Source organism: Cupriavidus sp. CP313, from assembly GCF_054072015.1.
This window is the reverse complement of the sequence record NZ_JBSVZB010000003.1, coordinates 426,291-449,682: the sequence shown is the minus strand read 5'-3', so window position 1 is coordinate 449,682 and position 23,392 is coordinate 426,291. Positions and strand designations below refer to the sequence as shown.

General features: G+C 64.0%; 26 protein-coding genes. 15 read left to right on the top strand and 11 right to left on the bottom strand.

Features of this window, described 5'->3' with window-relative positions; all coding sequences use genetic code 11:
- The first annotated feature begins 264 nt into the window (after positions 1–264).
- Positions 265–597: a glycine zipper domain-containing protein gene (locus ACW4E8_RS06545; RefSeq protein WP_456803767.1), complete on the top strand. Its 333-nt coding sequence runs from the start codon at positions 265–267 to the stop codon at positions 595–597.
- Positions 598–832: 235 nt separating this feature from the next.
- On the top strand, positions 833–1,249 hold the full coding sequence (locus tag ACW4E8_RS06540) for a TraR/DksA family transcriptional regulator (protein WP_456803766.1): 417 nt from the start codon (positions 833–835) through the stop codon (positions 1,247–1,249).
- A gap of 1 nt (position 1,250) precedes the next feature.
- On the opposite strand, the gene ACW4E8_RS06535 is transcribed toward ACW4E8_RS06540, so the two are convergent.
- On the bottom strand, positions 1,251–1,505 hold the full coding sequence (locus ACW4E8_RS06535) for a hypothetical protein (protein WP_456803765.1): 255 nt from the start codon (positions 1,503–1,505) through the stop codon (positions 1,251–1,253).
- Positions 1,506–1,801: 296 nt separating this feature from the next.
- Here ACW4E8_RS06535 and ACW4E8_RS06530 point away from each other — a divergent pair, with 296 nt between their 5' ends.
- Positions 1,802–2,128 carry a hypothetical protein gene (locus tag ACW4E8_RS06530; protein WP_035826881.1) on the top strand — a complete coding sequence of 109 codons (327 nt, stop codon included), beginning with the start codon at positions 1,802–1,804 and terminating at the stop codon, positions 2,126–2,128.
- A gap of 125 nt (positions 2,129–2,253) precedes the next feature.
- On the opposite strand, the gene ACW4E8_RS06525 is transcribed toward ACW4E8_RS06530, so the two are convergent.
- Positions 2,254–2,841, bottom strand: coding sequence for an isochorismatase family protein (locus ACW4E8_RS06525; protein WP_456803764.1), 588 nt, complete (start codon positions 2,839–2,841; stop codon positions 2,254–2,256).
- A 41-nt stretch (positions 2,842–2,882) separates the two neighbouring features.
- A complete protein-coding gene (locus ACW4E8_RS06520; protein ID WP_456803763.1) occupies positions 2,883–3,953 on the bottom strand; it encodes an alkene reductase in 1,071 nt (356 codons plus the stop codon).
- 127 nt (positions 3,954–4,080) lie between these two features.
- Here ACW4E8_RS06520 and ACW4E8_RS06515 point away from each other — a divergent pair, with 127 nt between their 5' ends.
- Complete coding sequence (locus ACW4E8_RS06515; RefSeq protein ID WP_456803762.1) at positions 4,081–4,959, top strand: LysR family transcriptional regulator; 879 nt, start codon at positions 4,081–4,083, stop codon at positions 4,957–4,959.
- Positions 4,960–5,048: 89 nt separating this feature from the next.
- Here ACW4E8_RS06515 and ACW4E8_RS06510 read toward each other — a convergent pair whose 3' ends face one another.
- The 5 genes from ACW4E8_RS06510 to ACW4E8_RS06490 all read right to left on the bottom strand — a co-directional run bounded on the left by ACW4E8_RS06510 (position 5,049) and on the right by ACW4E8_RS06490 (position 11,864).
- On the bottom strand, positions 5,049–5,387 hold the full coding sequence (locus ACW4E8_RS06510) for a copper-binding protein (RefSeq protein WP_456803761.1): 339 nt from the start codon (positions 5,385–5,387) through the stop codon (positions 5,049–5,051).
- Entirely contained in the window at positions 5,384–8,554 is a 3,171-nt protein-coding gene (locus ACW4E8_RS06505) for an efflux RND transporter permease subunit (RefSeq protein ID WP_456803760.1), read from the bottom strand. The genes ACW4E8_RS06510 and ACW4E8_RS06505 overlap by 4 nt, the downstream gene beginning before the upstream one ends.
- Entirely contained in the window at positions 8,551–10,098 is a 1,548-nt protein-coding gene (locus ACW4E8_RS06500) for an efflux RND transporter periplasmic adaptor subunit (RefSeq protein ID WP_456803759.1), read from the bottom strand. The genes ACW4E8_RS06505 and ACW4E8_RS06500 overlap by 4 nt, the downstream gene beginning before the upstream one ends.
- The gene (locus ACW4E8_RS06495) at positions 10,095–11,396 is read right to left on the bottom strand and encodes a TolC family protein (protein ID WP_456803758.1); all 1,302 of its coding nucleotides are present in this window, start codon (positions 11,394–11,396) and stop codon (positions 10,095–10,097) included. The genes ACW4E8_RS06500 and ACW4E8_RS06495 overlap by 4 nt, the downstream gene beginning before the upstream one ends.
- Before the next feature lie 69 nt (positions 11,397–11,465).
- Entirely contained in the window at positions 11,466–11,864 is a 399-nt protein-coding gene (locus ACW4E8_RS06490) for a hypothetical protein (protein WP_456803787.1), read from the bottom strand.
- Between the two features lie 242 nt (positions 11,865–12,106).
- Between ACW4E8_RS06490 and ACW4E8_RS06485 the strand changes: the two genes are divergently transcribed.
- The 8 genes from ACW4E8_RS06485 to ACW4E8_RS06450 all read left to right on the top strand — a co-directional run bounded on the left by ACW4E8_RS06485 (position 12,107) and on the right by ACW4E8_RS06450 (position 18,571).
- Positions 12,107–13,558, top strand: a complete 1,452-nt coding sequence (locus ACW4E8_RS06485) for an alkaline phosphatase (RefSeq protein WP_456803757.1) — start codon at positions 12,107–12,109, stop codon at positions 13,556–13,558.
- Positions 13,559–13,584: 26 nt separating this feature from the next.
- Positions 13,585–14,970 (top strand): alkaline phosphatase, encoded by a 1,386-nt coding sequence (locus ACW4E8_RS06480; RefSeq protein WP_456803756.1) that lies wholly within the window; start codon positions 13,585–13,587, stop codon positions 14,968–14,970.
- 101 nt (positions 14,971–15,071) lie between these two features.
- Positions 15,072–15,767 carry a hypothetical protein gene (locus ACW4E8_RS06475; RefSeq protein ID WP_456803755.1) on the top strand — a complete coding sequence of 232 codons (696 nt, stop codon included), beginning with the start codon at positions 15,072–15,074 and terminating at the stop codon, positions 15,765–15,767.
- Positions 15,768–15,885: 118 nt separating this feature from the next.
- Positions 15,886–16,200 carry an ArsR/SmtB family transcription factor gene (locus ACW4E8_RS06470; protein WP_456803754.1) on the top strand — a complete coding sequence of 105 codons (315 nt, stop codon included), beginning with the start codon at positions 15,886–15,888 and terminating at the stop codon, positions 16,198–16,200.
- Positions 16,201–16,213: 13 nt separating this feature from the next.
- Positions 16,214–16,687 (top strand): ArsI/CadI family heavy metal resistance metalloenzyme, encoded by a 474-nt coding sequence (locus ACW4E8_RS06465; protein WP_456803753.1) that lies wholly within the window; start codon positions 16,214–16,216, stop codon positions 16,685–16,687.
- Positions 16,688–16,702: 15 nt separating this feature from the next.
- Positions 16,703–17,197 (top strand): arsenate reductase ArsC, encoded by a 495-nt coding sequence (locus ACW4E8_RS06460; protein ID WP_456803752.1) that lies wholly within the window; start codon positions 16,703–16,705, stop codon positions 17,195–17,197.
- Positions 17,198–17,213: 16 nt separating this feature from the next.
- Positions 17,214–18,290, top strand: a complete 1,077-nt coding sequence (gene arsB / locus ACW4E8_RS06455) for an ACR3 family arsenite efflux transporter (protein ID WP_456803751.1) — start codon at positions 17,214–17,216, stop codon at positions 18,288–18,290.
- Positions 18,291–18,358: 68 nt separating this feature from the next.
- Positions 18,359–18,571, top strand: coding sequence for a GDCCVxC domain-containing (seleno)protein (locus ACW4E8_RS06450; protein ID WP_456803750.1), 213 nt, complete (start codon positions 18,359–18,361; stop codon positions 18,569–18,571).
- An 11-nt stretch (positions 18,572–18,582) separates the two neighbouring features.
- On the opposite strand, the gene ACW4E8_RS06445 is transcribed toward ACW4E8_RS06450, so the two are convergent.
- Positions 18,583–18,948 carry an ArsR/SmtB family transcription factor gene (locus ACW4E8_RS06445; protein WP_456803749.1) on the bottom strand — a complete coding sequence of 122 codons (366 nt, stop codon included), beginning with the start codon at positions 18,946–18,948 and terminating at the stop codon, positions 18,583–18,585.
- Between the two features lie 143 nt (positions 18,949–19,091).
- Here ACW4E8_RS06445 and ACW4E8_RS06440 point away from each other — a divergent pair, with 143 nt between their 5' ends.
- The 3 genes from ACW4E8_RS06440 (at position 19,092) to phbB (ending at position 21,694) form a co-directional block, all read left to right on the top strand.
- Positions 19,092–19,529: a YciI family protein gene (locus ACW4E8_RS06440; protein ID WP_456803748.1), complete on the top strand. Its 438-nt coding sequence runs from the start codon at positions 19,092–19,094 to the stop codon at positions 19,527–19,529.
- A 596-nt stretch (positions 19,530–20,125) separates the two neighbouring features.
- Positions 20,126–20,683 (top strand): TIGR01841 family phasin PhaP3, encoded by a 558-nt coding sequence (phaP3, locus tag ACW4E8_RS06435; protein ID WP_456803786.1) that lies wholly within the window; start codon positions 20,126–20,128, stop codon positions 20,681–20,683.
- A 267-nt stretch (positions 20,684–20,950) separates the two neighbouring features.
- The gene (gene phbB / locus ACW4E8_RS06430; RefSeq protein ID WP_456803747.1) at positions 20,951–21,694 is read left to right on the top strand and encodes an acetoacetyl-CoA reductase; all 744 of its coding nucleotides are present in this window, start codon (positions 20,951–20,953) and stop codon (positions 21,692–21,694) included.
- A gap of 77 nt (positions 21,695–21,771) precedes the next feature.
- Here the strand turns inward: phbB and ACW4E8_RS06425 are convergent, their stop codons facing one another.
- Positions 21,772–22,254, bottom strand: coding sequence for a DUF4440 domain-containing protein (locus ACW4E8_RS06425; protein WP_456803746.1), 483 nt, complete (start codon positions 22,252–22,254; stop codon positions 21,772–21,774).
- Positions 22,255–22,328: 74 nt separating this feature from the next.
- Positions 22,329–23,366 carry a transporter gene (locus tag ACW4E8_RS06420; protein WP_456803745.1) on the bottom strand — a complete coding sequence of 346 codons (1,038 nt, stop codon included), beginning with the start codon at positions 23,364–23,366 and terminating at the stop codon, positions 22,329–22,331.
- Between the last annotated feature and the right edge of the window lie 26 nt (positions 23,367–23,392).

Genomic DNA, 23,392 nt, shown 5'->3' with positions numbered 1-23,392 from the left:
CCGGCAGTGTCGGCAGTACCGTATCCGGCACCTGTCCTTCACTTTGCGCCTCGTGTGTGCATATTATGCAAGTATGCGCATGCCATGCGTGACGCATGACCATCGTCGTCGCTCAGGAGTTCCACGGTCCTCTTGCCCCCTCCCGCGCCGCTTCATCGTGGCTTGCTGTTTGTCATGCCGGGCCGTCAACCCAATCCTATATTTGACACAGTGCCAATCGTGCTGCGCGACGCACCGCGATGATTTCGCTAACAGGAGGGCAAGATGAACGACATCCGATCCGATTTCTCTATGCGCAAGGACGCATTGGCCCGCGACGTCGATACGCTGATGGCCGACGTTCAGGCACTTCTTCATGATGTCAAAGCCGAGACCGGCGTAGGAACCAGCCTTGAGCGCCATGCACTCAAGGCCCGGCAGCGCGCGCTGCAGGAGCGCATCGTTACGCTGCGCGAAGAAAGCCGCGCCAAAGTCTCCGAGTGGGCGACAACGACCGATCGCTACGTTCATGAGCATCCATGGCAAAGCATGGGTACCGTGGCCGCCATCGCGGCAACCACAGGCGCTATCGTCGCACTGGCTGCCAGCCACCGTTAGGGATTCGTGACTGCGGCGCCGGCACGGCAGTGACACGTGCTGGTCCCGCATGGGACACGTGGTTTTTGCCATGCCGGTAAATGGCTACGGCCCCTTGCGGGAGCCTCGATGTGAGTGGCGACACATCTGAGCGGCAATACAGCAACTGTGCCCGCCAAATGCGATTGCCCAAGCGCGCTATGCTGGACGGTCTGCTTACGTGCGACCCGCAGGATGCTTATCCAGGAGGCCAGTCATGGAAGGGCTGACAAAGGAAGAATTGGCGAAGTTGGTGGCCCAGATGGACGCTGAGGAGTTGCGCATCCGTGCCGTCGCCGGAACCGCGGATTCGCCAGTCGTGGCGCCAACACAACGTGAACACCTTGATGATGGTGAAGTGGCGGACGAAAAGACCGTGCAGCGCCAGGGCGACGCGATGCTGAAACACTATCGCATGCAACTGGCCGACATTGAAACAGCCCGGTCACGGATGCGGAGCGGCCAGTATGGCGTTTGTATCGACTGCCAGCAGGCCATCCCTTTCGCCCGCTTGCAGGCATACCCAACCGCCATGCGTTGCACGGCATGCCAGAATCTCCACGAACGCCGCAATCCCCGCCAGGCGCAGGAGACGCGCCGACCGGCTTCCGCAGATCTTTCGTTGCCGAACTGACTTACTCGTTCCTGAGATCAATGCCGAAGCCGCCAGCCAGTTCACAATCGATGATCCCGGCGGCGTAGGCAAAAAGCCAGTCCTCTGCCTCCTGCTGCGTTGCGGGCGGGTGGGGCCAGTCCGGCGTAAAGCGGATGCCCATGTCCTCATTGCGGTTGGAGATCTGGACTCGCCCGCCTGGCTTGCCTGGCTCAATCACCTCCGGCACGAACAGGGCAACGTGGAATCCCTTGTAAGACCGCTTTCTTTCCAGCATTTCAGCCTCCGGCAATTTACGCAGGTCCGTGGCTCGGCCCGAGCGCCGGACTGTCTTGAGTCCAAGATATAGCGAGGCGCGGCTAATGCCTAGTAGTGCCGCGGAACCCCGGGGATCACATCGGAGCGTGCGGTCGATTTTGACCTAGACTGAAAAAGTGCCCTTCGCGCGCTTCGGGGCTGCGCAATGGAACTTCACTGGCTGCCGATTGATGCGGGCGAATGACAATGGCACAGGCAACACACAATCATCTGCTGCCTGAATTCATGTGGATTGATGTTCACGAAGGGGGCATCATGTTGCAAGCCAGTGAAATGCAGCAACGTTTTAGTCATCTGCAGCAAACCATCAGCGAGACATCACGAACTTGTCATGCCGATACGGGGATTCCACAAGACTTGATGAACTGGGTGGATGAGCTCGACAAGGAATGTAAATCGGCATCGAAGGTCGTGTCCTCCAAGGATGAGGATCGGATCCGGCAGTGGGTCGATGATCTCGAACGGATCGGTGATCGTGCAGACCGCGCTTGCCAGCAGGCCGGCGGTCTCGATGCAAAGGTCAAGGATGCAGTCAGTTCGATGCATTCGGAACTTGCTGACCTGAAGCGCCAACTGCACTAACCAATCTGACAGCCCCGGTCCAACCCGCCGGGGCTGATTGCATGCGCCGCGGTCAAGGCGCGCACGATCTCAGGCCGCAGGCAAGGCCAAGTTGCACCTGCACCCAGCCCACATAGGCGGCCCCCTCAGCCCTGCAGAGCCCCCATAAGCACCTCCTGCACAATGCGACTGCCTTCCGGTGTAGCCCAACTCCCAGCCAATTCCGCAATCAACTGGTTAGTGCTGGTCAGCGTGACGCCATTCTTCTCCATGCGCCGCAGGGCAATATCATCAGCCATCTTGCTCGGCGAACCCCCAGCATCCGCGACGACCTGCACCGCATACCCTTGCGATACCAGGCTCAACGCCGGATAGACCGTGCAAACGTCATTGGTCACCCCAGCAATGATGAACTTCTTGCGCCCGGTCGCCTTCACCGCCGCCGCGAAGTTCTCATCGTCCATCGCGTTCACAACGCCAACGCGCTTGACACGCGCAGCGAACTCAGCCGGAAAGATGTCCGCCAGCTCGCTGATCAGCGGCCCCTGGGCGTACTCCTCCATGCTGGACGTCATCACGACAGGAACTTTCAGGATCGCCGCGGTCTTGGCCAGCATCAGCGCGTTGCGCTTCATTTCGTCGAAGGGAATGGACTTCACCCAGCCCATGGTGCCTACCTGATGGTCGATCAGGAGCAGGGCGGCGGTGTCTGCAGTGAATCGTTCGAACTTCATGATGTATTCCTTGATAGTGAATGGGGCAAACGCCCCTTGCCTCAAGCCGCTTCGGCCTCAGCCAGCGCCGGATAGTCGATGTATCCCTTTGCTGTCGGCGGCGCAAAGAATGTGTTGCGGTCCGGCGCGTTGAGCGCGGCGCCCTGGCGGAAGCGCTCCGGCAGGTCGGGATTCGCAAGGAAGGCGCTGCCGAAGACGGTGGCGTCGGCCTTGCCATCGGCCAGCAGGGCTGCGGCGCTGTCCTGCGTCAGCCCGCCGCCGATCAGGTAGGTGCCGTCGAAGCGCGGGCGCAGCAGGGCGTGGTAGTCGACCGTTGCACCGAACAGCGTGACATGCAGATAAGCCAGGCCCCGGCCGCGAAGCTTGTCGACGAGGTAGGTGTAGGTCTCTTGCGGCGCGGCATCGGTGATGCTGTTGTAGTTCATCTCCGGCGAGATCTTGATGCCGACCCGGTCGGCGCCAGCCTCGGCCACCATCGCGGCCAGCACTTCCAGCACAAAGCGGGCGCGGCCTTCGACCGAGCCACCGTATTGGTCTTGCCGGTGGTTGCTGCCTGACGAAAGGAACTGCTCGGGCAGGTAGCCGGAGGCCGTGTGCAGTTCCACGCCGTCGAAGCCTGCATCGATGGCGCGGCGGGTGGCCTGGCGGTAGTCGTTGATGACGCCGGCGATCTCGGCCAGGGTCAGCTCGCGGGGCGTGACGAAGTCGACCTGGCCGGCAGGCGTCCATGCCTGTCCCTCAGGCTTGATGGCCGACGGGGCTACGGGCGTTGCGCCATCAAGCAGCGACGGATGCGAGATCCGGCCGCAATGCATCAGCTGCATGAAGATACGGCCGCCACGCGCGTGCACGGCTTCAGTCACCTTTTTCCAGCCAGCAATCTGGGTCTCGGCTTCCATGCCGGGCGTATTCACGTAGCCCTTGCCCATGGCGGACGGAAACACGCCTTCGGTGATGATCAGGCCGGCGCTGGAGCGCTGGGCGTAGTAGGTGACGGTCATGTCGCCGGGAACGCCGTCGGCGTCGGCGCGGGAGCGGGTCATCGGGGCCATGACGAGGCGGTTCGGCGCGATGTGGCGGCCGATGCGGACTGGGGTGAATAGTTGGCTCATGGTCAATTCCTGTACGGGTTGGGGCGAAGGAGACGATGGGAAGCCCATGGACGTATCGTCGATTAATTCATTGACGAGATAAAGGTGGTAGATTGGCAATCATTGATCCAAAAATGGCGCAATCCAGATGGAACTGCTCAATGACATGGCCTTGTTCGTGGAGGTCGCCCATACGCGGAGCTTTCGTGGCGCGGCCGCTGCCACCGGTGTGCCGAACTCCACACTGTCCAGGCGGATCAGCGCGCTGGAGAAGGCCATCGGCCTGCGGCTGCTGCATCGCACGACGCGCAAGGTTGAACTGACCGAGGCCGGGCAGCTCTACTACGAGCGCTGCAAGCGCATCGTGGACGAAGCACGGATTGCACACGAGCAACTGGGGGAGATGCTGGCGCAGCCGAGCGGCGTGTTGCGCGCGTCGCTGCCGGTCGACTTCGCCATGATCTACATGGCACCGCTGATTGCGGAGTTTGCGGCCCGTTACCCGGGCATCACCTTTGATTTCGACCTCACGCCCCGGCGTGTCGACCTGGTGGCCGAGCCCTTCGATGTGGCCATTCGGATGGGGGAGCTCACGGACTCGAACCTGATTGCCCGCCTGCTTGCGCGCCTGTCGGTGCACGTCTATGCCTCACTGGGCTACCTGGAACGTGCCGGCGAGCCGACCCATCCCACGGACCTGGTGCGGCATCAGTGCATCGGTTTTCCCAAGGCAGGCAAGTGGGCACTGCATCGCGGTGAGGAGACCGTCGAGGTGGAGGTGGGGGGAAGGTTCTACGTCAACAGCGTTGGCATGTTCCGACGCCTGGCAACGCTGGACCTGGGCGTGATCTTGCTGGCTGAGGAGGTGGCGGCAGAGGATGTGGCGGCCGGCCGCCTGCGCCGGATATTGCCTGACTGGCAGACCAGGCCGACGCCGGTCTATGCCCTGACCGAAACACGCTTGCTACCGGCAAAGACCCAGCGCTTTATCGAGTTCTTGAAGGAGCGTCTGGGCACCAAAGCGTGAGCACGGCAAATGTCTGCTCGCGCGGGTCGCCTGGGGAACGCGCGGTGATTGCGCATCGAACGCGCAACCACCTCCAGCGGCGGTAACCCTCACTTACGCCGCATTTCCACGACCGTTGGCTTGCCATCAACGTTGTCGAATGTCACGGATACCGCCTCGCCCTCCTTGAAATCCTTCAGCGATGCGCGATCCTTGACGGGGAACGCCATGGTCATCGCGCCCATGCCGAGGTTGGCGATCGGTCCGTGCTTGAGCGTGACCTTGCCGGCCTGCGCATCGATCTTTCTGATCTCGGCTGCCACGGGTTGCGGCGCCTGCTGCGGGGGTGCGGACGGCTTCATGTCCATGCCGTCCATCGAGCCCGCTGCGAATGCGGCCGGCGTGGTGGTCAAGGCAAGGGCGAGGGCGAGCGTCTTGATGGATTTCATTGCGGTTCCTTCTGAAGTGAGGGGTGGACGGAAACAGGTTGAGGTCTGGTCTGGCGCCGGCGCATCAGCAAATACACCGCCGGCACCACGAAGAGCGAAAGCAACGGCGCGGTGAGCATGCCGCCCACCATCGGCGCGGCAATGCGCTGCATGACCTCGGAGCCGGTGCCATGCGACCACATGATCGGCACCAGCCCGGCAAGGATGACGGCGACGGTCATTGCCTTGGGGCGTACGCGCAGCACCGCGCCTTCCTGGATGGCTTCAAGTAGCGCGGACAGGCTGGCATCGCCCTGGTTTGCGCGCGCGGTCCATGCCTGCTTCAGGTAGAGCAGCATGATGACGCCGAATTCCGCCGCCACGCCCGCCAGCGCGATGAAGCCGACCACGCCGGCAACCGACAGGTTGTAGCCCAGCAGGTAGAGCAGCCAGAAGCCGCCGATCAGCGCCAGCGGCAGCGTGCCCATGATGAGCAGGGCTTCATCGAGACGGCCGAACACCAGGTACAGCAGCACGAAGATGATCAGCAGCGTGAATGGCACCACCACCTTCAGCTTTGCGGCGGCCCGCTCCAGGTATTCGAACTGCCCCGACCAGCTCAGCGAATAGCCGGCCGGCATCGGCACCGCTTTCGCGACGGCGGCCTGCATGTCCTGGACGGCCGAGCGCAGGTCACGCCCGCGGATGTCGACATACACCCAGCCCGACAGGCGCGCGTTTTCGCTGCGCAGCATCGGCGGTCCCTGCACCACCTGGATGCGCGCCACGTCGGACAGCACGATCTGCTGGCCCCTGTCGGTGATGATGGGCAGGCTGCGCAGTTGCTCCGCCGAGTCGCGGTAATCGCGCGGGTAGCGGACGTTGATCGGGAAGCGCGCCAGCCCGTCGACTACCTCGCCCACATTGTCGCCGCCGATGGCCGACGACACCACGCTCTGCACATCCGCGATGTTCAGCCCGTAGCGGCCGGCCGCCACGCGATCGATATCGATATCGACATAGCGCCCGCCGGTCAGCCGCTCGGCCAGCGCCGACGTCACTCCCGGCACTGTCCTGACGGTTTCCTCGATGCGCGTTGCCAGGCGATCGATCTCCTTCAGGTCCGCGCCCGCCACCTTGATGCCGACCGGGCTCTTGATGCCGGTGGCAAGCATGTCGATGCGGTTGCGGATCGGCGGCACCCAGATGTTGGACAGGCCTGGCACCTTGACCACGCGGTCCAGCTCTTCCACCAGCTTGTCGGTGGTCATGCCGGCACGCCACTGGTCGCGCGGCTTGAACTGGATGGTGGTCTCGAACATCTCGAGAGGCGCCGGATCGGTCGCGGTATCGGCGCGGCCGGCCTTGCCGAACACGGTTGCCACCTCGGGCACGGTCTTGATCAGGCGGTCGGTCTGTTGCAGCAGCTGCGCCGCCTTGCCGGCGGAAAGGCCCGGCAATGCCGACGGCATATAGAGCAGGTCGCCCTCGTCAAGCGGCGGCATGAATTCGGCGCCGGTACGCATCATCGGCCACGCCGTCGCGGCCAGCAGCACCGCGGCGATCGCAAGGGTGGTCTTCGGATAGGCCAGCACCCGCGCCAGCACCGGCCGATAGGCGCGGATCAGCCATCGGTTCAAGGGATTGGACTGCTCCGAAGGAATCCTGCCGCGGATCAGGTAGCCCATCAGCACCGGCACCAGCGTTACCGACAGGCCCGCCGCCGCGGCCATGGAATAGGTCTTGGTAAAGGCCAGCGGCGAGAACAGCCGGCCCTCCTGCGCCTCCAGCGTAAAGACCGGGATAAACGACAGCGTGATGATCAGCAGCGAGAAGAACAGCGCGGGCCCGACCTCGGTGGCGGCCTGGCCGATCACGCCCCAGCGCTCGTTCCCCGTCAGCGCCCGGCCGGGATTGTCCGCATGCCAGTGCTCCAGCTGCTTGTGCGCGTTCTCGATCATCACGACCGCGGCATCGACCATGGCGCCAATGGCAATGGCAATGCCACCCAGCGACATGATGTTGGCATTGATGCCCTGGTAGCGCATCACCAGGAAGGCGGCCAGCACGCCCAGCGGCAGCGAGACGATAGCCACCAGCGCGGAACGCAGGTGGAACAGGAACAGCAGGCACACCAGCGCGACCACGGCGAACTCTTCGACCAGCTTGTGCGTCAGGTTTTCCACCGCGCGGTTGATCAGAGCGGAGCGGTCGTAGGTGGTGACGATCTGCACACCGGCAGGCAGGCTCTTCTGCAGCGTGGCGAGCTTCGTCTTGACCGCCTCGATGGTTTCCAGCGCGTTCTTGCCTGAGCGCATCACGATCACGCCGCCGGCCACCTCGCCCTGGCCGTCAAGTTCGGCGATGCCGCGCCGCATCTCCGGGCCGAGCTGCACGATGGCGACATCGCCCAGCCGCACCGGAATGCCGGCATCGCTGGTCACCAGCGGGATCTGCCGGAAATCGTCGAGCGTCTTCAGGTAGCCGCTGGCGCGGACCATATACTCTGCCTCGCCCATTTCCAGCACCGACCCGCCGGCCTCCTGGTTGGCGCCCTTGAGCGCCGCCAGCACCTTGCCCTGCGACAGGTTGTAGGCGCGCATCCGGTCCGGCCTCAGCACCACCTGGTACTGCTTCACCATGCCGCCCAGCGCAGCGACCTCGGCCACATTGGGCAGCGATTTCAGTTCGAAGCGCAGGAACCAGTCCTGCAGCGCACGCAGCTGGCCGAGGTCATGCTGGCCGGTCTTGTCCACCAGCGCGTACTCGTAGATCCAGCCGACGCCGGTGGCATCCGGCCCCAGCGCCGGCCTGGCCGCGGCGGGCAGGCGGGACTGCACCTGGTTCAGGTATTCCAGCACCCGCGAGCGCGCCCAGTACAGGTCGGTACCATCCTCGAACAGCACGTAGACGAACGAATCGCCGAAGAAGGAGTAACCCCGGACCGTCTTGGCGCCGGGTACCGACAGCATGGTGGTGGTCAGCGGATACGTGACCTGGTTCTCGACGATCTGCGGCGCCTGGCCGGGGAAGGGCGTGCGGATGATCACCTGCACATCGGACAAGTCGGGCAGGGCGTCGAGCGGCGTGCTCCGCACCGCCCACAGGCCCCATGCGGTCAGCATCACCGTGGCCAGCAGGACCAGGAAGCGGTGGCGGATCGAAGCCAGGATAAGGCGCGCGATCATGGCCTGGCTCCCTGTGAGTTGCCGGCGGGCTCGACCGATGACAGCATGGCCGCGCCATCGCGGTCCAGGTGGAAGCGGAAGCGGATGCGGTCGCCAGGCTTCAGTCCCTTGGGCAGGCCTGTCGGCGGCGCGGCGAAGTCCATGGTCATCGCGCCCCACTGTGCCGACGGGATGGGGCTGTGCGAGATGGTCAGGCTTTCGCTGCCGTTCACGGCCTCGATGCGGCCAGTGCCCTCATGCTCGGCGGCCGGCGCGGCAGGTGCAGACGCTGCTGGTGTGGCCGTCATCCGTTCCGCGCTGCCGCGCAGGCTGGCTTCAGAGTCGATCAGGAACTGGCCGGACGTGACCACTTTCTGTCCCGGCGCCAGCCCGTCTAGCACCTCGACCATGCCATCGGCCTCGCGGCCGGTCTTGATCTCGGTGGCAACGAACCCTGCCTGGCCGGCATCGACCATGACGATATTGCGCTGACCCGTGCGGATGACCGACTCCGACGGGATCAGCAACGCTTCCTTCTGTGCGCCACTGTCGAAGCTGACCGTGACAAACATGCCCGGCAACAGGTGCCTGCCGGGGTTGGGCAGGACGATGCGGGCCTTGACGGTGCGGGTCGCCGGGTTGACGTCGGGAAGGATGGCGTCGACCTTGCCGGCAAGGGGGCTGGCGGTGCCGCTCTGCAGTACCGTGGCCGCCGCGCCGGGCCGGATGGTGCCGGCCTGGCCCGCCGGTACTTCGGCAATCACCCAGACCTGGCTGAGATCAGCCAGGCGGAAGAGGGTCATGCCCGGCGACACGGTCATGCCCTCGCGCACTGCCACCTCGGTCACGAGGCCATCGACCGGGCTGGCGATGGCAACACTGGCCTGCAGCTTGCCGGACCTCTCGACCGCACTGACCTGGCCCGGCGTCATGCCCGCCTGTAGCATGCGAGCCCGCGCCGCGCCGCGCAGGTCGCCCCCCAGATGCTCACTTCCTGCCATGCGCGACACGGCCAGGTATTCCTCTTGCGCCGCGACCCAGTCGGGCGAGTACAGGGTGACCAGCGCCTGGCCGCGCCGGACCGGGTCAAGGGTCGCCCTGACCGCGACGTGCTGCACAAAGGCGTTGGTGCGCGCCTGGATGATCTGCACGCTGCGTTCGTCGATGGCGACATTGCCTGGCACCTGCAGCACCGCTGCCAGCCGTCCCGGCTTTGCCTCGGCGGTGCGAATGCCGAGGTTTTGCGCGACATGGCTGTCGACGGTGACACCGCTCCCGCTGCCATCGCCGTCCGCGTAGACCGGCACCAGTTGCATCTCCATGAAGGGCGACTTGCCCGGCTTGTCGAAGCGCTGGCCCGGCACCATGGGATCGTGCCAGTACAGGATTTTCCTGCCGGTCTTCGGATCGATGGCGCCGGCCTTGAGCACGGTGGATTCCGCGCCAGGCGTGCTCGACGGTTGCGCAGTTTGCGTGCCGCGCGTGAACCCGAAGTGGTAAGCGCCGTAGAGGGCGCTGCAGACGACGACCAGCCCGGCTGCTGCTGCAATGGCGTGCTTCTTCATTTTGCCTCCTTCGCTGCGGCTTCGGTCTGGACGGTAGGCAACGGCACCAGGTAGTTCAGGTCCGCCCACAGCCTGGCGGTCTTTGCCTCAAGCAGAAGGCGTTCCATGGTGGTGTCGATGGCGCGATGGTTGGCTTCGGCGACGGCCAGCAAGGTGCCCGTGTTGGCGCGGTAGGCCGTCAGTGCCGCATCCGCCTGTGCCCGGGCGAGCGGCAAGGTCTTGTCGTCGTAGCGCCGCAGCCGGTCAAGGTTGCGCTGCAGCTCGGCCAGCCTGGCGCCGACCATGGCCTGGGTATTGCGCCGGACCACTTCCAGCCTGGCCCGCGCGTCGTTGGCTTGCGCCAGCCGCGCACTGATTTCGCGGTCCTGGCGGTTGCCCCGGTCCCACGGCAATGGGAAGCTGACATTGAGCGAGCCCATATTCGAGTAGGCCGAGCCGCGCTGGCTGTACATCAACTCAACCGTCACGTCCGGCTTGCGGGCTTCCGTTGCCACCTGGATCTCCGATTCAGCCAGCGCCACGTCGCGCTGCGCAGCCGACAGTTCGGGCACGGCATCGAACTCGCCCCTGGCGAGTTGCCGGGCGCCTGGCGGCACGTCAAGCGGTGGCCGCTCCGACAGCGGGCGCCCTGCAGCGGCGCCGACCCAGCGCTCCAGGTTCAGCGTGGCGGTCGCCAGCGCGGCGCGGTTCTCGTCCTCGCGGTCGTGCAGCTTCTGGATTTCCAGCTCCATGGCCAGTACGTCCGCACGCGAGCCGCGCCCGCTGCGGTAGGCCGCGGTGGCGGCCTGCAGTGCCAGTTCAAGCGGATGGCTGTGATGGCCGAGCAGCACGCCGGCCTGCTCCGCATACCACCGGTCGAGCCAGGCATTGACCGCATTGCGCTGCACGCCTGCCAGCCCCACCGCGCGCTGCGCGTCGGCAGCGGCGGCTTCGGCTTCAAAGCGCGCGGCCCTGGCGCGGCGCTTATCCGCGCGCGTGAATTCCTGCATCACTGAGATCGAGCGCATGGTCATGGAATCCCGGCTCAGCGAGAACTGGTCCGGGCCATTGACCGGCACGTTGTTGATGCCGAGCTTGAGCACGGGATCCGGCAGGCGGCCGGCGGCGACCGCCATTTGCCCGGCGGCCTCCACGGCGCCGCGCGACGATTCGGCATCGCCGGCATGGGCGCTCGCGATCGCGACGGCTTCCTCGAGGGAAAGGGAAGGGGCGGATTGCCCGGGCGCGCCTTGCGGCGCTGCCAGGCCGACTGCGGGCGCGCTAAGCAGCGCCACGGTCAGGTGACGTAGAAAAAGCATAAAGCCTCCAGGAACGACGACTGCTGCCCGCATGGAAGCGGGCAGCACCAGGTGACGTCGAACCGGAGGCTAAGTCTGGAAACTGCAGTGAAGGATGGTGAGGGGTGGCGGTGCGCGCGCCTCTGCCTCGGCGCGCAGCGCAACGCGAACCTCCGCCAGGACCACGCGCGTTGGCTCAATCACGCGCATCAGCACCGGCATAAAGGCCGGAAGCTGCGGCGAAGCATGGTCGGCGTTCTTGGAATCGGCCTGGCAATGCGCCAGGCAAAGCCCGCTCTGGTCGATGCCTTGCTGGCTGTCGCTGGCGGCCATATCGGCACAGGACTCGGTCATCGCCGCCATCGTGCCGCTGTGTTCCGCCTGGTAGCGGCTGCCGGTACAGGCGTACGCCGCCGCTGCCAGCTGGGCTGCCAGGAAGACAACGAGGAGGAAGCCGGCGAACCATGGCCGGCGATGCGATCTACCCACGAGAGCGGTGCCTGTTTTGGCGACAATATAGCAGTGTTCAGCACCACCAGGCAGCTTCACTACTGCGGCAGCTCGTCGCACAGGTGGGCCGTTCGCCTTCAACAGGCCGATCATGGCGAACTGCCTGATGCCGCACTTTCTGATGTTTGACTGCAGTGACAACGTTGCCGCCCACATGTGACGCGTCACGGAGCCGAAATATTCGTCGTGCATCCTCCCGCCAAAACCAACGGGGAGGAAATATGAGGCGTCTTTCAATACTGGCGGCACCGCTGCTGGCGCTGGCCGTGGCGTCGTGCGGCAGCGATGATGACAACAATGCGTCGGTCACGCAGCCGCCGGCTGGCGGCAGCGCCGCGCCCACGAAGAACGTCGTGTTCTTCCTTGGCGACGGCATGGGCATGACGACCATGACCGCGGCGCGGATCTACAAGGTCGGCGAGGATGGCGAGCTGACCATGGACACGCTCCCCGAGAGCGGGTTTATCCGGACCTATTCGAACAACGCGCAGGTGACCGACAGCGCGCCGTCGATGGCGGCCTACATGACCGGCGTCAAGATGAACAACGAAGTCATCTCGATGACGCCGGAGACCAATGCCTTTGATGCCAGCGGCAAGGACTATCTGTCCGGCGCGGACAGCACCTGCCCGGCTTCCGGCAACGGCCAGGGCGTGCCGACGCTGCTCGAGCAGATGAAGACGGCAGGCTATGGCACCGGCGTGGTCACCACCACCCGCATCACGCACGCGACCCCCGCCACGACCTACGCGCACGTCTGCCACCGCGATGCCGAGAACACCATCGCCGCGCAACTGGTGCCGAACGGCGCCGGCTACAACAGCGCGCTCGGCGACGGCGTCGATGTGATCTTCGGCGGCGGCCGCAAGCACTTCCAGAACAAGGCCGCGGGCGGCGCCCGCACCGATGGCCGCGACCTGGTTGGCGAGCTGACGAAGGCCGGCTATACCTACGCCTCCAGCAAGGCCGAGTTCGACAAGATCGACGCCGCGAGCGCCAGGAAGGTGGCAGGCCTGTTCACGTCCAGCCATATGGCCTACGACCTGGACCGCGTGCCCGGCGACGAGCCGAGCCTGGCGGAGATGACCAGCAAGGCTATCGACGTGCTCGCCGCGAAGAAGAAGGGTTTCTTCCTGATGGTGGAAGGCGGCCGCATCGATCACGCGTTGCATGAAACCACCGCGCGCAAGGCGCTGCAGGACACCGTGGCCTTCGACACCGCGATCAAGACCGCCATCGACAAGCTCAACGTGATCGACCCGGGCCTGAAGAACACGCTGATCGTCGTCACCGCCGACCATGACCACACGCTGGTGCTGAATGGCTACGCCAAGCGCACCGGCCCCACCAGCGACAGCAACCCCGGCGTGCTGGGCCTGCTGAAGAACTACGTGACCGGCGCACTGTCCACGGACTCCGGCGGCAATCCCTTCACCATCATCGGCTTCGGCACCGGCGAGAACCGCCCGGCCACGCGCACTGCGCTGACCGATGCACAGGTCTACGACAAGAGCTATCACCAGGAAGCCGCGATCCCGACGGCGGCAGGTGGCGAGACCCATGGCGGCACCGATGTCTTTATCGGCGCACTGGGCAACGGTGCCGAATCCTTCACCGGTGTGATGAACAACACCGAGGTGTTCGGCCTGATCAAGACGGCCATCGGCCTCTAAGCCACTATTGCTGACGGAATAAAGCCATGAAACTCATCATTCGAACCGGCCTGTCCGCAGTTGCGGCTGCCTGCGCCTGCATTGCCCTCCCTGCGCAAGCCGCGGGCGAGGCCAAGAATGTCATCTTCTTCCTGGGCGACGGCATGGGCCCGACCACCGTCACCGCTTCGCGCATCTACAAATATGGCGAGGCGGGCAAGCTCAACATGGAGTCGCTCAAGCGCACGGCGCGCGTGAAGACGTATTCGAACGACGCGCAGACCACTGACAGCGCACCGTCGATGGCGGCCTACATGACCGGCGTGAAGATGAACAACGAAGTCATCTCCATGTCGGCCGATACCAAGGCCAGCGACGGCACCGGCAAGTCCTATGTGACCAGCGCCGGTGACAGCACCTGTCCCAGCGGCAACGGCTCGCCGGTCGTGACCGTGCTGGAGCTGGCCAAGGCCGCCGGCAAGTCGGTCGGCGCGGTGACCACCACGCGCGTGACGCACGCGACGCCGGCGGCCACTTTCTCGCACGTCTGCCACCGCGACGGCGAGAACAATATCGCCGCGCAGGCAACGCCCGGCAACGCCGGCTACAACACGGCGCTCAAGGACGGCCTGGACGTGCTGCTTGGCGGCGGCCGCCGCCAGTTCCTGCCCAGCGCCGCGGGTGGCAAGCGCACGGATGGCGTCGACCTGACCACGCAGTTCCCGGGATACACCTACGTGACCACCGGCACCGCGTTCAAGGCCGTGGACCCGGCATCCACCAACAAGCTGCTCGGCCTGTTCAACATGGACCACCTCAACTACGAGCTGGACCGCGTCAAGAACAATGTCGACGAGCCTAGCCTGGCCGACATGACCGAGAAGGCCATCCGCATCCTGCAGAAGAACGGGAACGGCTATTTCCTGATGGTGGAGGGCGGCCGGATCGACCATGCGCTGCATGGCACCAACGCCAAGCGCGCGCTGGAAGACACGATCGCGTTTGACGATGCCATCAAGCGTGCGCTGTCGATGGTGGACCTGTCGAACACGATGATCGTCGTCACTGCCGACCACGACCATACGATGACGATCAACGGCTACTCGCATCGCGGCAACCCGATCCTGGGTACGGTGACGGACATCAAGACCAAGCAGCCGGCCGCCGCGGCTGACGGCCTGCCTTACACCACGCTGGTGTTCGGCAACGGCGGCGGTCCGCGCAAGACCCCGCGCGACAACCCCGCGCTGGTGGACACCACGGCCGACGGCTACCTGCAGGAAGTCGGCGTGAACCTCGGCTCGCCGGGCTCGGAAACCCACGGTGGCGGCGATGTGATGCTGTTCTCGACGGGGCCGGGCAATGCCGCGCTCAAGGGCACCATCGATAACACCAAGGTCTTCAGCGTCGTGAAGTCCGCGCTGGGCCTCTGATGCCGGCCGCGGCCTTGCTGCACGACTGAGTACAGTGTCTTTTGATGCCATGCGCGCGCCGGTTTGCCGGCGTGCGCATTTTCGCTTTCTGAACGAGATTCATGAAAACAATGCAAGCCACTCCCGTCCTCGCACTGCTGCTGGTCTCGGCAGCCTTCACCGCCGTGGCGGCAGAGCCGGCCAAGGCCTCCGGCCCCCTGGCGCTGCGCGTGCAGCATGAGTTGTCGGCGCTCGGGGCCGACGGCGTGCGCCGCGACATCTACTTCACCGAACGTGTCTACCGCGAGGGCGGCACGGTCTGGATCGAGCGCGAGATCCCGCACGGGGCGCATGACGAAGCCGGGCACGCGAAGGCAGACAAGGGCCACAAGCACATGGACATGTCGGCCGCGGCGCGCTGGATCGAGCGGCAGCCGTCCGGCAAGCTGTCGGTGCGGCTGGTCAGCGACGCCATGCGCAAGACCTTCGAGGTCAGCCCGGCCGAATACGGCAACATCGGCTTCGACGGCTCGTGGGCGACCGCCTACCACCTGCTGGATCCGGCAGCGCTCAAGACCATGAGCGCGAGCGGCCCTGCGCGCGGCGGTGTGCAGGAGTACCGCGCAAAGCGCGGCGATGAACAGGTGACGGTCCAGTGGGACGTGGCCGGCCAGTATCCGCGCCTGGTCCAGTCGCGCAATGCCAGCGGCACGCAGAAGAAGATCACGCGGGTGACCGCCGCTGCCTTGCCGCAACCCGCTCCGTGGAACCGCACACGGCCCTATGCGAAAGGTGAGTACACGGATCTGATGGACTAGCCCGCGAGTATCGCCGGCCCGGTTGTCCCCGGAACGACGCGGACGGCGGGCAGGGTGCCAGCAGCGCTTCGCCGGATCAGGCATTGCATCAATCCTATATTTCCAGTATTGTAGAAATATGGAAGAGAATGATGTCGTCCGCTCCCTTGCAGCATTGGCCCACGGGCTGCGCCTCCAGGTCTTTCGGATGCTGGTCGTCGCCGGCCCGGGTGGCATGACACCCGGCGCGATGGTCGAGCGGCTGGGCGTGCCTGCGGCCACCTTGTCGTTCCACCTGAAGGAACTGGCACACGCCGGCCTGGTGACGCAGGAGCGGGACGGACGCAACCTGATCTACCGCGCCGCTTTCGCGCATATGAATGCGTTGCTCGGCTACCTGACCGCCAATTGCTGCGAAGGCGTCGAGGCAGCGGCGGTTTCCTGTCACTGCTGATGGAGATGTTCCGATGAAGCGCTTTCACGTTCACGTCCATGTCGACGACCTTGGCAAGAGTATTGCCTTCTATTCGAAGCTCTTTGCCGCTGAACCGACGCGAGTCGAGAGCGACTACGCCAAATGGATGCTCGAGGATCCGCGCATCAACTTCGCGATCTCCACGCGCGGCCAGGGGGCGGGCGTCGACCATCTCGGTTTCCAGACCGATGATGCCGCCGAGCTTGCTGAACTGAAAGCGCGCGCCGAAGCGGCTGACATGGTGCTGCTGGACCAGGGCGAAACCACCTGCTGCTATGCCCGCAGTGAAAAGCACTGGGTCACCGATCCGCAGGGCATTGCATGGGAGCACTTCCATACGCTGGGCAACGTCCCGGTATTTGGCGAAAGCAAGGCCGAAGCGGCTTCCGCCGAAGGCTCCGCCTGCTGTGCCCCGCGCGGCAAGCCGATCGGCATTGCGGTGAATTCCAACTCGTCCTGCTGCTGAGCACGCCTTCTCTCCATGACCACCAACGTTCTGATCCTTTGCACCCACAACTCCGCTCGCAGCGTGCTGAGCGAAGGGATGCTCAACCATTGGGCCAGCAAGCTCGGCAAGGATGTGCGCGCCTTCAGCGCCGGCAGCGCACCGAGCGGGCGCCTGAACCCGTTTGCACTGGAAGCGCTGACCAATGCCGGCGTCGACGTGAGCGGCTATCGCAGCAAGAGCTGGGACGAGTTCGTCGATGACAACGCGCCGGAAATGCGGATCGTGATCACGGTCTGCGACAGCGCTGCGGCGGAGCAGTGCCCGTACTGGCCGGGCAGCCCGGTCAAGGTGCACTGGGGCTATGCCGATCCGTCCAACGCCCTGGGCGGCGACGAGGGCAAGCGCCTGGCATTCGAGTTGACGCGCGAGGCCATTGGCTACCGCATGCTGCAGCTGCTGGCGTTGCCGCTGGAAAGCATGAGCAATGCGCAGCTGCAGGACGCGCTCAACGCGATCGCGAAGAACTGAAGGCGCCAGGACTCCGATGAATCAAAACGCAACCACCCACGCCCCCATTTCGACGAAGCCCGCCATTGGCTTCTTTGAACGCTACCTGACCATCTGGGTTGCCCTGTGCATCATCGTCGGGATTGCGCTGGGGCAGGCGATGCCGGGCGCGTTCCAGGCGATCGGCAGCATGGAGTACGCCCAGGTGAACCTGCCGGTCGGCATCCTCATCTGGATCATGATTATCCCGATGCTGCTGAAGATCGACTTCAGCGCACTGGGCCAGGTGAAATCCCACTGGCGCGGCATCGGTGTGACGCTGTTCATCAACTGGGCGGTCAAGCCGTTCTCGATGGCGCTGCTGGGCTGGCTGTTCGTGCGGCACCTGTTCGCGCCCATGCTGCCCGCCGAGCAGCTCGACAGCTATATCGCCGGGCTGATCCTGCTGGCTGCGGCACCGTGCACGGCGATGGTCTTCGTGTGGAGCCAGCTCTGCAAGGGCGACCCGTATTTCACGTTGTCGCAGGTGGCGCTGAACGATGCCATCATGGTGGTGGCGTTCGCGCCGGTGGTGGCGCTGCTGCTTGGCCTGTCGTCGATCACGGTGCCGTGGGATACGCTGCTGACGTCCGTGGCGCTGTATATCGTGGTGCCGGTGGCGATTTCGCAGCTGCTGCGCAAGCTGCTGCTGAGCAAGGGCGTGGCGCATTTCCAGCGGGTCGTGGGCAGGCTCGGTCCGTATTCCATCGCCGCGCTGCTGCTGACGCTGGTGCTGCTGTTCGCCTTCCAGGGCCGGGCCATCATCGAGCAACCGCTGGTGATCGCGCTGCTGGCTGTGCCAATCCTGATCCAGGTGTTCCTGAATTCTGGCCTGGCGTATCTGCTAAATCGGAAACTGGGTGTGGCGCATTGCGTGGCAGGCCCTTCCTCGCTGATCGGCGCCAGCAATTTCTTCGAGCTGGCCGTGGCGACGGCGATCAGCCTGTTCGGCTTCAAGTCCGGCGCGGCGCTGGCAACGGTGGTCGGCGTCCTGATTGAAGTGCCGGTCATGCTGCTGGTGGTCAGCATCGTCAATCGGACCCAAGGCTGGTATGAAGCGGGGCGGAAGGCCTGACGCTCGCCCCAGGGCGCGCTACTCTGATTGTGTGGCGACCAATGACTAACTGCCTACTCGAGGCCGCAATGACCAATGTCGTGCTTGAGTCGGTGCTGACCTGTCCGCAGTGCGGCTTTGCGAAGCGGGAAACCATACCCACGGACGCATGCCAGTTCTACTACGAATGCAGCAACTGCGGCGTTGTGCTGCGCCCCAGGCCCGGAGACTGCTGTGTTTTCTGCTCGTTCGGGTCGGTGAAATGTCCTTCGGTCCAGGCGCAGCGCGGGTGCTGCGGCTAGCCGCAGCACGCTCAGGCCGGCTCGGTCGAGACGCCGCGGCGTTTTGTAGCTGCGGGTTTGCATGCCACACCCGCCACGCCGCAGCCTTCCGGATTGCCTTCGCAGCAATGTTCCGTCAGGAAGGCAATGAGCGCGTTCATCGTGTCGAATTGCGCCCGATAGATTACAAATTTGCCTTCCTGCGTGTTCTTGATGAGACCGGCGTGAACCAGTTCTTTCAGATGGAAGGACAGCGTCGCGGGTGCCACACCCAGCGCTTCGCGGATCCGGCCCGCGCTGACGCCGTCCGGGCCGGCCTGGACCAGCAAGCGGAAGATCGCCAATCGGGAATCCTGGGCAAGTGCAGCGAGCGCTGCTACGGCGGCTTCATTCTTCATTTCTCGAACTGTAGAGGTACTGGCGCGGCCCGCGCAAGTCAGGTGCTGTCGAATTCAACTATTCTGATTGGATCCTGGTTCCGGCGTCCACTGCTGCGGCCGCCCCCGCTTCGGCGCCAACGATCCCTTCAAGGAGAAGCACAATGCGTGTCATGGTGATGGTGAAGGCCACGAGCGAATCAGAAAGCGGCAAGATGCCAAGCACGGAGTTGCTTGCGGCAATGGGCCAGTTCAATGAAGAGCTCGTCAAGGCAGGCGTCATGCTCGCAGGCGAGGGCTTGCACCCGAGCGGCAGGGGAAAGCGGGTGCGCTTTTCGGGCGATCAGCGGACTGTGACGGATGGGCCGTTTCCGCAAACCAACGAACTCGTCGCCGGATTCTGGTTGTGGCAAGTCGAGTCAATGGATGAGGCTGTCGAATGGGTCAGGCGCTGCCCCAACCCCATGGAAAGCGAGTCCGAAATCGAAATTCGCCCGCTGTTTGAGGTCGAGGACTTCGGCGCTGAATTCACGCCAGAACTGCGGGAGCAGGAAGAGCGGCTGCGCGCTGAAGTGGAAGGGCTTGCGAACAAGGCGCGCTGACGGGAGCCCCACATGCGCGGAGAGCGCACAGGGCGAGGCGTTGCACCGCAGCCCAACGCAGACCAATGACTCCAACGATGCAGGCATAAAGCTGTCGCTCTGCGATTCGAAATTCTTTTTCGATTCGGCTGCCAGTCTTGCCCGGATCCAGGGGAGCAGTGAAAGGCGGAGTGCCGAAGGCAGCCTGTGCGACATCGGCCTTCATTACCGCCAGCCAGGCCAGCAAGAGCATCAGGAGCAGACGCATAGTGCCGCGATCACGTTGCCTCGATCCAATTTCCGTTACTCCCTCCTGTTGTATTCGGCGATCCATTGCAAGCCTCGGGGTGAAGTGCGCCCTACACGCGTCATGCACCGCAACATTTCTACGTAAGCACATGTAAGTTAAGAGCCGTATACAGCACTTTTATTGTCATGTTTTAAAGACTTTTTGGGTATGTACCTAGGGATCGAATTAGAAGAAATCCTCTAGGATTCGCACTCGGATGGTGCGCTGCAGGATTGGCGGCGCTGCCAATCCGGAAGCCATACCGTGGCGGATTCACTTTGCAGCATTCTTGCGCGAATCCGTTCGATCAATCCACAGGAGATTTCGCATGTCCCCTTTTATGCCCGAGCAATTTGCTGCAGTGCAAAAGTCCAGTCTGAGCCAGCTGTTTGCGCTGACGAACATGGCTTTTGACGGCTTCCAGAAGTTGACCGAGTTGAACCTGCAGGCAGTCAGGACGACGCTTGCCGAAGGCCAGGGCAATGTCGAAGCGGTGCTGGCCGGAAAGGACCTGCGTGAAGTGTTCGCCGTGCAGGGTAACCTGGCCCAGCCTGCCGCGGAGAAGGCTGTTGCGTATGCACGCCATGTGTACGAAATCGCATCGAACACGCAGGTGGAACTGACCAAGGCAGTCGAGGGCCAGTACGAACAGCACAACCGCAATGTGCAAGCCTTCGTTGACACCTTCGTGAAGAACGCGCCGGCCGGGTCTGAAGCGATCACCGCGCTGCTGCAATCGAGCGTAGCGGCCGCCAGCAACACCTTTCAATCCTTCCAGGACGCCGCAAAGCAGACGGCTGAAGTCGCCAAGGCCAACTTTGCCACGACCGCCGCAGCTGCCTCCGGCGCGGCACAGCAGGCGGCGCCCCGCGCTTCCAAGCAGTAACGGCGTACGGCTGGCCATGCAGGCCAGGCCAGCGCGCTGAACAGAGATCGCAGGCTTGCAGGCCAGGGGCATCAGATCCCCTGGCTTGCCGCACCGCGACGCCAACCTTCCCGCATCAGCATACAAACTGGGACCGGAATCATCCGGCCCGGCTCGCCCTCGCTTCTTTCGCGCCAGGGCAGTGGGAATTTGCTTGGGATAGTCAGGGCAAAAGCCCTTCCCGGCAAGGCAGGGGTCTTTCAACTTTACGAGAATGAAGCAGGCAGGATGACGAAGAGAATTGCACTGGTAACAGGTGGTATGGGTGGGCTGGGAGAAGCCATCAGCATCAAGTTGCACGACGCAGGCTATGCCGTGGTGGTGACGCACTCGCCGGGCAATGCGACCGCCCAGGACTGGCTTGCAGCGATGGCCGCCACCGGCCGCGAGATGCGTGCCTACGAGGTGGATGTATCCGACTACGATGCCTGCCAGGTTTGCGCTGCGCAGATCCTGGCTGACACAGGTCGCGTGGATATCCTGGTGAACAACGCCGGCATTACCCGCGACATGGCCTTCAAGAAGATGGACAAGCCGAACTGGGATGCCGTGATGCGGACCAATCTCGACTCGGTATTCAATCTCACCAAGCCGCTTTGCGAAGGCATGGTCGAACGCGGGTGGGGACGCATCATCAACATCTCGTCGGTCAACGCATCCAAGGGCGCCTTCGGCCAGACCAACTATGCCGCCGCCAAGGCCGGGATGCACGGCTTCACCAAGTCGCTGGCGCTGGAAGTGGCAAGAAAGGGCGTGACGGTCAACACCGTCTCTCCGGGCTACCTTGCCACCAAGATGGTCAACGCCGTGCCCAAGGAAATCATGGAGACCAAGATCCTGCCGCAGATTCCGGTCGGCCGCGTCGGCAAGCCGGAAGAAGTCGCGGCGCTGGTTGCCTACCTGTGCTCGGAGGAAGCGGCCTACGTGACCGGGTCCAATATCGCCATCAACGGCGGGCAGCACATGCAGTAAGGGCGCTGGGCCAGGCGTCGCCAGGTGAATGCGCGGCCGCGGGCCCCCGCCCTCAGTAACTGAGGCTTATGCCTCAGTTACGTCTTCTCCGGCATGGCCGACGAGTGATGGCTTGTAATTAGCCATTGCTTGCCATCCCAGTGATAGGTGTAGGTAAAGCGGGCCTTCACCACGGCTCCCGTTCGTGCGAAGGTGAATGTGTAGAGCCCGGAATCCACGGCGGAATTGCATCCCAGTTCAATGCTGCGGAAGTCGATCTTCCCGGATGGACCGTTTTGCAGGAAGTGATGGAAATAGTCCTCTTTCTCCGCGACGCTCAAGCGAGGCTTGTTGGATACCGTCGGAAGAAGAATGGACCGTTCCGCATAGTTGGCCACTACCTTGTGTGGATCGCCTGTCTGCAGTGACCGATTCCATCGATCAAACAACGCCGCAATCTCCTGCTCTGACGTCACCTTGCAGCTTTCTGTGCGCGACGCCTGCGCAGTGCCTGGCGTGCCCTGGTTCATGGCGCATCCCGCAAGCACGAACGCCAAGGCAGCAATGCGAAATAGCTTCATGGCAGGGTTCCTCAGGTTAGGAGTTGAGAGCCAGCGGACACCGCCTGAAGTATGGTACATCCCGCAAGCGTTACCTACCCGGCCTGCTTGCGGAATGCCCAGCGCCCGGCCAGCACCGTGAAACTGGCCACCAACGCCACCAGTACCCAAAAGCCGTGCGGGTGTTCGGCCAGCGGAACGCCGCCCACATTCATGCCGAAAAAGCCGGCCACGATATTGATCGGGAGCGCCAGCACAGTCACCAGCGTCAGCGTGAACAACGTGCGGTTCGTTTGCTCGTTGAGCTTGGCGGCAATTTCTTCCTGCAACAGCTTGATGCGTTCGACCAGCGCGGCCAGATCGTTGAGCACCAGCGAGAATTCCTCGGTCGATTCACGCAACTCCTGCAAGTCCGTTTCCTGCAGCCAGGCCGGCGGCCGGTTCAGCAGCCGGAACAGGGCGCCGGGCTCGGGCGCCAGCAGCCGTTGCAGCCGCACCAGCCCGCGCCGCATCGAACCCAGGTCGGCGCGGTTGCCTTGCAGGCGCTGCGACAGCAACTGGTCCTCGATCTGGTCGACGTTCACACCGGTCTCGCGCACGATCTGCACCAGCACGTCGGCCTGGTCACGCAACAGGTGCACCACAAGATCCAGTGGCGAGCGGAATGCCTCGCCGCGCCGCACCGCCTCGCGCAGCCGGTCCACGGAACGCAGCGGCTTGGCGCGGGCCGTCACCAGCAAGCGGTGGTCGGCGTGGGCCCAGAGCGTGGAGATATCCGTCGACGTGACGCCGAAGTTGTAGATCACGTCGTTGACCACGGCCAGCAGGGCGCCTTCCAGGCGCTCGATTCGCGTCGAGCGCGAACCCTGCCGCAGGGCCTCGAAGAATTCGTCAGGCAGGGCCAGTTGGCCTTTCATCCAGCGCTCGCATGCGCTGTGTGACAGGTTGAAGTGCAGCCACAGGAAGGGGCGATGGTGCGCGGCGTCCGGCGGTACTGACGGCATCTGCTGCAGCCATGCCGCTGCGGCACGGGAATCAATCTCGCGCACCGGCCCGCCGGGTTCGAACAGGAAACCGCTGACCAGACCGACCGGGTCCGACCCATAGCCGGTCTCGACAATGCCCGCTTGCATGCAAACGCCCTCCACATCAAATGTGC

Coding starts and splice junctions, on each gene's coding strand:
- ACW4E8_RS06545 (WP_456803767.1), top strand. CDS start 265: ATGAACGACATCCGATCCGATTTCTCTATGCGCAAGGACGCATTGGCC.
- ACW4E8_RS06540 (WP_456803766.1), top strand. CDS start 833: ATGGAAGGGCTGACAAAGGAAGAATTGGCGAAGTTGGTGGCCCAGATG.
- ACW4E8_RS06535 (WP_456803765.1), bottom strand. CDS start 1,505: ATGCTGGAAAGAAAGCGGTCTTACAAGGGATTCCACGTTGCCCTGTTC.
- ACW4E8_RS06530 (WP_035826881.1), top strand. CDS start 1,802: ATGTTGCAAGCCAGTGAAATGCAGCAACGTTTTAGTCATCTGCAGCAA.
- ACW4E8_RS06525 (WP_456803764.1), bottom strand. CDS start 2,841: ATGAAGTTCGAACGATTCACTGCAGACACCGCCGCCCTGCTCCTGATC.
- ACW4E8_RS06520 (WP_456803763.1), bottom strand. CDS start 3,953: ATGAGCCAACTATTCACCCCAGTCCGCATCGGCCGCCACATCGCGCCG.
- ACW4E8_RS06515 (WP_456803762.1), top strand. CDS start 4,081: ATGGAACTGCTCAATGACATGGCCTTGTTCGTGGAGGTCGCCCATACG.
- ACW4E8_RS06510 (WP_456803761.1), bottom strand. CDS start 5,387: ATGAAATCCATCAAGACGCTCGCCCTCGCCCTTGCCTTGACCACCACG.
- ACW4E8_RS06505 (WP_456803760.1), bottom strand. CDS start 8,554: ATGATCGCGCGCCTTATCCTGGCTTCGATCCGCCACCGCTTCCTGGTC.
- ACW4E8_RS06500 (WP_456803759.1), bottom strand. CDS start 10,098: ATGAAGAAGCACGCCATTGCAGCAGCAGCCGGGCTGGTCGTCGTCTGC.
- ACW4E8_RS06495 (WP_456803758.1), bottom strand. CDS start 11,396: ATGCTTTTTCTACGTCACCTGACCGTGGCGCTGCTTAGCGCGCCCGCA.
- ACW4E8_RS06485 (WP_456803757.1), top strand. CDS start 12,107: ATGAGGCGTCTTTCAATACTGGCGGCACCGCTGCTGGCGCTGGCCGTG.
- ACW4E8_RS06480 (WP_456803756.1), top strand. CDS start 13,585: ATGAAACTCATCATTCGAACCGGCCTGTCCGCAGTTGCGGCTGCCTGC.
- ACW4E8_RS06475 (WP_456803755.1), top strand. CDS start 15,072: ATGAAAACAATGCAAGCCACTCCCGTCCTCGCACTGCTGCTGGTCTCG.
- ACW4E8_RS06470 (WP_456803754.1), top strand. CDS start 15,886: ATGGAAGAGAATGATGTCGTCCGCTCCCTTGCAGCATTGGCCCACGGG.
- ACW4E8_RS06465 (WP_456803753.1), top strand. CDS start 16,214: ATGAAGCGCTTTCACGTTCACGTCCATGTCGACGACCTTGGCAAGAGT.
- ACW4E8_RS06460 (WP_456803752.1), top strand. CDS start 16,703: ATGACCACCAACGTTCTGATCCTTTGCACCCACAACTCCGCTCGCAGC.
- arsB (WP_456803751.1), top strand. CDS start 17,214: ATGAATCAAAACGCAACCACCCACGCCCCCATTTCGACGAAGCCCGCC.
- ACW4E8_RS06450 (WP_456803750.1), top strand. CDS start 18,359: ATGACCAATGTCGTGCTTGAGTCGGTGCTGACCTGTCCGCAGTGCGGC.
- ACW4E8_RS06445 (WP_456803749.1), bottom strand. CDS start 18,948: ATGAAGAATGAAGCCGCCGTAGCAGCGCTCGCTGCACTTGCCCAGGAT.
- ACW4E8_RS06440 (WP_456803748.1), top strand. CDS start 19,092: ATGCGTGTCATGGTGATGGTGAAGGCCACGAGCGAATCAGAAAGCGGC.
- phaP3 (WP_456803786.1), top strand. CDS start 20,126: ATGTCCCCTTTTATGCCCGAGCAATTTGCTGCAGTGCAAAAGTCCAGT.
- phbB (WP_456803747.1), top strand. CDS start 20,951: ATGACGAAGAGAATTGCACTGGTAACAGGTGGTATGGGTGGGCTGGGA.
- ACW4E8_RS06425 (WP_456803746.1), bottom strand. CDS start 22,254: ATGAAGCTATTTCGCATTGCTGCCTTGGCGTTCGTGCTTGCGGGATGC.
- ACW4E8_RS06420 (WP_456803745.1), bottom strand. CDS start 23,366: ATGCAAGCGGGCATTGTCGAGACCGGCTATGGGTCGGACCCGGTCGGT.